This window comes from Bacillus cereus group sp. MG9 (assembly GCF_040459995.1).
In the GTDB taxonomy this organism is placed as follows: Bacteria; Bacillota; Bacilli; order Bacillales; family Bacillaceae_G; genus Bacillus_A; species Bacillus_A mycoides.
This window is the reverse complement of the sequence record NZ_JARVHC010000001.1, coordinates 85,001-87,500: the sequence shown is the minus strand read 5'-3', so window position 1 is coordinate 87,500 and position 2,500 is coordinate 85,001. Positions and strand designations below refer to the sequence as shown.

Here is a 2,500-nt window from a genome sequence, read left to right as displayed (position 1 = left end):
TACTGAAAATTGGAGCGGAAGACGGGATTCGAACCCGCGACCCCAACCTTGGCAAGGTTGTATTCTACCACTGAACTACTTCCGCAAGACATGTTTGAGTTATTTTATTAAAAGTGCGGGTGAAGGGAGTCGAACCCCCACGCCAAAGGCGCTAGATCCTAAGTCTAGTGCGTCTGCCAATTCCGCCACACCCGCATATTTCATTAAAATGGTGAGCCATGAAGGATTCGAACCTTCGACCCTCTGATTAAAAGTCAGATGCTCTACCAACTGAGCTAATGGCTCTTGCAATAAAAACTGGTGCCGACTAGAGGACTTGAACCCCCAACCTACTGATTACAAGTCAGTTGCTCTACCAATTGAGCTAAGTCGGCTAAATGGTGGAGGATGACGGGATCGAACCGCCGACCCCCTGCTTGTAAGGCAGGTGCTCTCCCAGCTGAGCTAATCCTCCGAATTGCCTGGCAACGTCCTACTCTCACAGGGACAAGGTCCCAACTACCATCGGCGCTAGAGAGCTTAACTTCCGTGTTCGGTATGGGAACGGGTGTGGCCTCTCTGCCATCATTACCAGACTGTATTCATTTAAGACAAGAATTATTATAACTTATTAACTTTTGAAAGTCAATAAGTTTTTTATATTCTTTCAAAACTAGATAACATTAGCTTCATATTATATGGTTAAGTCCTCGATCTATTAGTATTCGTCAGCTCCACATGTCACCATGCTTCCACCTCGAACCTATCAACCTGATCATCTTTCAGGGATCTTACTAGCTTACGCTATGGGAAATCTCATCTTGAGGGGGGCTTCATGCTTAGATGCTTTCAGCACTTATCCCTTCCGCACATAGCTACCCAGCTATGCCCTTGGCAGAACAACTGGTACACCAGCGGTGCGTCCATCCCGGTCCTCTCGTACTAAGGACAGCTCCTCTCAAATTTCCTGCGCCCACGACGGATAGGGACCGAACTGTCTCACGACGTTCTGAACCCAGCTCGCGTACCGCTTTAATGGGCGAACAGCCCAACCCTTGGGACCGACTACAGCCCCAGGATGCGATGAGCCGACATCGAGGTGCCAAACCTCCCCGTCGATGTGGACTCTTGGGGGAGATAAGCCTGTTATCCCCGGGGTAGCTTTTATCCGTTGAGCGATGGCCCTTCCATGCGGAACCACCGGATCACTAAGCCCGACTTTCGTCCCTGCTCGACTTGTAGGTCTCGCAGTCAAGCTCCCTTATGCCTTTGCACTCTACGAATGATTTCCAACCATTCTGAGGGAACCTTTGGGCGCCTCCGTTACACTTTAGGAGGCGACCGCCCCAGTCAAACTGCCCACCTGACACTGTCTCCCGGGTCGATGAGACCCGTAGGTTAGAATTTCAATACAGTCAGGGCGGTATCCCACCAGCGCCTCCACCGAAGCTAGCGCTCCGGTTTCAATGGCTCCCGCCTATCCTGTACAAACTGTACCAAAATTCAATATCAGGCTACAGTAAAGCTCCACGGGGTCTTTCCGTCCTGTCGCGGGTAACCTGCATCTTCACAGGTACTATAATTTCACCGAGTCTCTGGTTGAGACAGTGCCCAAATCGTTACACCTTTCGTGCGGGTCGGAACTTACCCGACAAGGAATTTCGCTACCTTAGGACCGTTATAGTTACGGCCGCCGTTTACTGGGGCTTCAGTTCAGAGCTTCGCTTACGCTAACCCCTCTCCTTAACCTTCCAGCACCGGGCAGGTGTCAGCCCCTATACTTCGCCTTACGGCTTCGCAGAGACCTGTGTTTTTGCTAAACAGTCGCTTGGGCCTATTCACTGCGGCTTTCCGTTAAGAAAGCACCCCTTCTCCCGAAGTTACGGGGTCATTTTGCCGAGTTCCTTAACCAGAGTTCTCTCGCACACCTTAGGATTCTCTCCTCGCCTACCTGTGTCGGTTTGCGGTACAGGCACCTTTTATCTCGCTAGAAGCTTTTCTTGGCAGCGGGGAATCAAAGACTTCGCTCCATAAGGAGCTTCCCCATCACAGCTCAGCCTTCACGATAAGCGGATTTGCCTACTTATCAGCCTAACTGCTTGGACGTGCACAACCAATCGCACGCTTCTTCTATCCTTCTGCGTCCCTCCATTGCTCAAACGATAAAGAGGTGGTACAGGAATATCAACCTGTTGTCCATCGCCTACGCCTGTCGGCCTCGGCTTAGGTCCTGACTAACCCTGAGCGGACGAGCCTTCCTCAGGAAACCTTAGGCATTCGGTGGACGGGATTCTCACCCGTCTTTCGCTACTCATACCGGCATTCTCACTTCTAAGCGCTCCACCAGTCCTTCCGGTCTGACTTCACTGCACTTAGAACGCTCCCCTACCACTGATACCATTGGTATCAATTCGCAGCTTCGGTGGTGTATTTAGCCCCGGTACATTTTCGGCGCAGAGTCACTCGACTAGTGAGCTATTACGCACTCTTTAAATGGTGGCTGCTTCTGAGCCAACATCCT

The 2,500-nt window shown here is 51.1% G+C and carries 5 tRNA genes and 2 rRNA genes (1 of these 7 only partly in view); all 7 read right to left on the bottom strand.

The window, feature by feature from the left end:
* Nucleotides 1–10: 10 nt before the first annotated feature.
* A tRNA-Gly gene (locus QCI77_RS00470) sits at nucleotides 11–85 on the bottom strand.
* Nucleotides 86–114: 29 nt separating this feature from the next.
* Nucleotides 115–195 (bottom strand) — tRNA-Leu (locus QCI77_RS00465).
* Between the two features lie 14 nt (nucleotides 196–209).
* A tRNA-Lys gene (locus QCI77_RS00460) sits at nucleotides 210–285 on the bottom strand.
* A gap of 13 nt (nucleotides 286–298) precedes the next feature.
* A tRNA-Thr gene (locus tag QCI77_RS00455) sits at nucleotides 299–374 on the bottom strand.
* A gap of 4 nt (nucleotides 375–378) precedes the next feature.
* Nucleotides 379–454 (bottom strand) — tRNA-Val (locus tag QCI77_RS00450).
* 5 nt (nucleotides 455–459) lie between these two features.
* Nucleotides 460–575: ribosomal RNA gene (rrf, locus tag QCI77_RS00445) — 5S ribosomal RNA — on the bottom strand.
* A 102-nt stretch (nucleotides 576–677) separates the two neighbouring features.
* Nucleotides 678–2,500 (bottom strand): 23S ribosomal RNA (locus tag QCI77_RS00440) (it continues 1,099 nt past the right edge of the window).